We start from the raw sequence: 5292 nt of genomic DNA on the forward strand, positions 1-5292 counted from the left end.
CCGGAAATCTCCGGGCCCTGGTCCGTTTTTTGCTGCCTGCCAATGTGACGCCGGCATGACAGAAAGACGGATTTCAGCCGCCGCCGTCCACCCCCTGCACCTGCACCACGCCGTCCGGCCGGTAGGCCGGCGCCGGAGCGCGCGGCTGGGCCGAGGGCGCGGCGGCGGCCGGTTCGTCGCCATAGCCCAGGATCTGCACGCTGATGACAGACGGCAGGTTCTGGCGCGACTGCTGCTGGGCGCGCTGCACCGAGTCCTGCGCGGCGCTGGCCGCCGCCGAGGACGCCGCGCTCGCCGATGCCAGCGCGCCGGTGTTGACCGTCGCCGTCACCGGAATGCCATTGCTCTCGCCCTTGACCTGGATGTTGGCCGCGTTCACCACGTGCAGCGCCGCGATGTTGATGTTGCCCGACACCCGGATTCCCGCCTCGCCCGCGTCGATCGTGCCCAGCGGCGCGTACAGGTCCACATCCCCGGCCGGCACCTCCGCGATCGGCGCCAGCGTGGCGATGCCCGCGCCAGAACTCGGCGCGTTCGGCGACAGCGCCACGTTGCCGACCGCGTCATAGACCCGCCTCGGCGGCGTGTACACCACCGTGGTCTTGGCGCCCCGGCCGGCGTTGATGTCGCCTTCGGCAGACCACGCCAGGATGCCGCCGCCGAACGTCGTCATGATCCGGCTCTGCCCCAGCAGGATGCTGCGCCGGGCGTAGAGCGAGATCTCGCCCGCGCCCTGCGTGACCACGCCGGCGCTGGCCGGCGGCGCCGCGCCTTCCACGCCATAGACCTGCTGGCCGCCGGGACTGAGCACCTGGATGTCGCCGCCCACGATGCTGCGCAGGCCGGTTCCGCCGTACAGCGTGATGTCGCCGTCGTAGACGCGCGCCGCGCCGTCGGGGCCGCGCTCGGGGAACAGCGCCGCGATCGCCTGGCGGCCGCGCAGGTAGCTGCCCTGGCGCGCGCTGTCGCGGGCGTTGTACTCGCGTCCGCCGGCGCGCAGCTCGGCGAAATAGACCTGGCGGGCGAAGATGCGCTGCAGTTCCGGCGGCAGCGCCGCCAGATAGGCGCGCGCATCCTCGGCGGCGCCCGCGTAGCCGTGGCGCTGGATGAGCCACAGCAACAGCTCGGCCTCGTAGGTCTTGAACGGCCTGCCCTGATCGGCCAGCGGCCGCGACGGATCCGCCGCGCCACCCAGGTAGTAATCCAGCAACGCGCGGTAGTCGGGGCCGGCCGCGCCCGCGCCGGCCGTCAGCGCGATGGCCGCGCCGGGACGCGTGTCGCCGGCGACCACCGGCCCCAGACTGATCAGGCTGCCCTTGTCCTCGGCCCGGAGATGACGGCCGGCCTCGACTTCCAGCACGCCCGGGCCGGCCACGATGAAGTTGCTGCGCACGATGTCACGCCCGGCGCTGACGATGGAAACGTCATGGTCCGAGCCGTGCGTGAACAGATTGCCCATGGAATTGGCCATCGTGTCGGCGCCAAACATGCCGGGCACCAGCAAGGGCTCATCGTAGGACGTCCCGCTGTTGACGATGTCGCGCCCGGCCATCATGCGCACGGCTCCGGCATTGAGATACCAGGACTGGCCGCCCATGCGGCCCGAGGTGAACTCGAAGCGTTCACCCACCCTCAGGCCGACGATGTCGCCTTGCGCCGCCCGGATCTGCGCCGGCGTCTCCGGCCCTGCTCCGACCACCGTGTAAGAACCGTTCGCCAGCAGGTCCAGCGGCAGACCCAGCGCGCCCGGCGCGCGCACGCCGGACAAGCCGGGCGCGAACGGCGTGGCCAGCGCCGACAGGTCGGCGCCGGAACGATTGACGGCATAACCGCTGGCATAGATCGAACCGCCCGCCAGCAGTTCCAGCGCGCTGTTGGGCGACGGCGCCAGCAGCATGGAATAGCCCAGTGCCCTGTCCAGGCCGCGCGCGGCGGACGGCCCCATATAAATGCTGCCCGACGGCGCCGCGGCGGTGAAGATGGACGGATAGGTGAAGTGGATGCCGGTCAGGCCGGCCGTCGGCGTCAACCCGTTCCAGTTGCTGTCCGCCAGCTGCGAGCCGGGCGTCAGGTTGCCGCCGGCCGAGTACATGCGTATCGCCGACGACGGCGTCCACAGGCTGAACCAGCCTTCGCCCGCCTGCAAGTAGTCCAGCGGCGTGAGCCGGCCGGGATCGCGCACCGTGCCCAGCACCAGGTCGCCGCGCGCCTCCAGGTTGAACACGGCATCGCCTGGCATCAGCGCCAGGCCGCCGCCGGCCAGCGCCATGGTGGACCCGTAGGCGTCATAGGCGCGGCTCTCCTTCAGATCCTGCATCACCGCGAAGGGACCGTAGCGCCGCTCGATGGTGCCCTGCACGCCGGCCCGGATGTCGGCGCGGCCGCGCAGGTTGGCGGCCAGCCCGTTCAGCGCCATGTGGCTGTTTTCGTAGCGGCCGGCATTCAGGCCCATATAGGCGCTCTGCGTGGGATTGAGCCCGCCGCCGATGCGCACGTCCATGTCGCCGCCCCCCGTCTGCAGCAACGAGCCGTCGGCGCGGGCGCGGCCGGTGGCGCCCACCGCCAGCACCAGGCCCTGGCTGCGCGGCGATTCGCCGTTGATCCATTCCGTGATCGGATTGCCGACCCGGGTGACCGCGCCGGCATCGCCGCCCACGTCCACGCGCAGATCGCCGCCGCCCAGCGTGCCGAAGCCGGTGAAGCCCACCAGATACGGTGCGTCGGCGCCGCGGATGTAGGTGCCGAAGTTGATCCACCACGCCGAGCGGGACGCGTCGGCCTGGCGCCACAGCCAGTTGGACGGATCGGTGTTGGGCATCTGCGTCATGCGCTGGCCTTCGCCGGCATAGCTGCCATTGCTCCAGCTGTCGCCCGCCAGGTCGCGGCCGGCGCGCACCAGCAGGTTGCCGCCGCGCTCCGGATACCAGGCGCGGTAGAGCCGGTCGTCGCCGGCCACCAGCTTTTCATAGTCCTGGCTGCGCTTGTCCAGCACCTTGCCGTCCTCGGCGCTGACCGCGCGCGCACGCTGGAAGGCCGCGTCCACGCCGGTGGCCTGGGTGCCGGCCGTGTACACGCCGAACGGCGACTTCATGCGCAGGTCGCCGCCGGCCAGCAGCTCCAGGTCGCCGGCGCCGGTGCGCAGCACGCTGAAGGCCGGGCTGGCGATCTGGCGGTCGAGCAGGCCGCCGATCGTTTCGACCGGCGGCGTGCCGGGCAGCATCGCCCCCTGGGGCAGGCAGATGCCCGCGTCGACGCAGACCAGCTCTTCCCAGACCTTGGGCACGGGCGCGCCGACCACCACCGGCTCGTCCAGCATGCCGTCGTACCACTCCTTGCCCATCTCTGTCCAAAGGTAGCGGACCTTCTCGCAAACGCCGTCGTTGCACTGTGCGGCGACCGCGTCCGACACCGGCTGGCCCAGCTTCAGTTCAGGATGCGAGCCGCCGAAGGTCAGCATGCAGACATCGTTGCAATACCAGAGACCGAGCGGACCGCCCGGCGTGCCAGGCGTGACGATGATCTCGTGCTTGTCATACACCGTGTAGTGCGAATCGGCCAGGATCAGGTTGCCGGCCCCGTCGCGCGCCCGCGCGATGCGGCTGTCGGCGGCCGTGGGATCGGCGCCGGCCACCGCGCGCAGCGACCAGGACTCGGATCCGGCCGGCAGCATCGAGGCCACCGCCCAGTTGCGGCCCATGTTGCCCTGGCCGTCGGCCGGGCGCAGCGGCAGCACCATCGGATCGCCGGGCAGCCTGACATTCGTCATCGACGGCAGCAGCGCGCCCATCTTCAGCGTCAGCTCGCCATTCAACGTCATGCGGGCCGCCAGCGGCGCGCCCGCCGGCCACAGCATGGCCTTGGCCGCCGTCTGCGCCGGCGTCACGAAACCGGCGCCCAGCCGCGCATTGGCGGGCAACGTCACGGCCTCGCCCAGCAGCGTGCCGGCGGCGTACAGCAGCGCGCCGTCGGCCGCCAGCACCGGGCCGCCCAGGACCGTGTTGGCCGGAATCGTCAGCGGCGCGGCCAGCGTCACCGCCACCGGCAGGCGCTGTCCGGCGTCCACGCTGAAATCCTTGACCGGCAGGTCATAGTTCAGCGTGCGCTGCGGCGGAAAGACCGAGCCGTCGGCCAGCTTCACGCCGCCCACCGGCAAGACCATGTCGCCGCCGAAGGACAGCGCGCCGGGCTTGAGCACCCAGCCGTCATCGTCCGGCGTGACCGGCGGCGGCGCGAAGCCGTCGTTGATGCTGCCGTAGACATGCAGGTCGCCGCCGGCGCGCAGGGTCAGGAAGCCGGATTCGCCCGAGCCGATCAGCGCCGTCCGCGAGCGCGCCGGATCGATGCTGTCGTAGCGATGGCCGGACAGGTCCAGGTCGCCGCGCACCACCAGGTCGCCGGCCGCGTACAGCTCCAGGCCCGGCCGCAGGCGCAGCGCATCCAGGTAGCGCGCATTGTTCAGGCCCGCCAGCCTGCCGCGCAGCAGCGCGGGATTGGCCAGCGCCGCCTGCATGAAGCGCTCGCTGTCCGCGTGGCGCTGGTTCAGGTAGTCCTGGTCCACGTACTTGTAGGGCTTGCCGCCGGCCGCGTCGTTGCCGTCCAGCAGCACGGCGTCGCGATACATGGCGTTGACCACGATGGCGCCCGCGCCCTGGATGTCCAGCGCGCCCGACGCGTCGATCAGCATGTCGCCGCTGGTCTGGCCGGTGCGCGGCGCGTTCAGCGTCAGCGTGCCGCGCACCCGCCCGTCCAGCCTGCCGGCCGGCGCATCGGTGCCGTGGCGCAGGTCGACGCGGGCGCCCGACGCCAGCGTCAGCAGGCCGTCGGCGGCGCTCAGTTCCACGATGGCGCGGTTGGGGCTGTCGATGATCTGGCCACGGCCGTCCACGCGCAGTCCCGTGCCGTGCGCGTCCAGCACGGCCTGGCCGCCGATCGTCAAGCCATGACGCGCCGCCAGCCGGATCGTGCCGACCTCGATGCCGCTGGCGTCGATGCGCCCGGCCACGGTCAGGCTGCCCGCATCCAGCGATACATTGATTTCGCCCGCCTTCAGGCCGTCGCCGATCACCAGGTCGCCCTGCTTGAGCTGGACGCTGCGCCCGCCGTACATGCCGGCGGTGTTCAGGCGCGCGTTCAGCGCGGCGAAGGCCTCGCTGGGCGTGCCCTCGCCCAGCCGCTGCGCCGCGATGTCGATCGCGCCGGCGCGGAACGGCACCAGCGTGCCGCCGGCATCGGTCCAGCCGCTGGCCGCGCCGAGCAGCGTGCCGCGCAGGTCGACCCGGCCGGCGGCCGGGT

At 72.0% G+C, this 5292-nt stretch carries 1 protein-coding gene; it reads right to left on the reverse strand.

From position 1 onward, the window contains the following. Positions 1-73: 73 nt before the first annotated feature. The coding region (locus AC6LJ9_RS30125) for a filamentous hemagglutinin family protein (RefSeq protein WP_498150385.1) at positions 74-5292 on the reverse strand (5219 nt) is incomplete at its 5' end.

Source organism: Achromobacter sp. 1011811831, assembly GCF_059760905.1.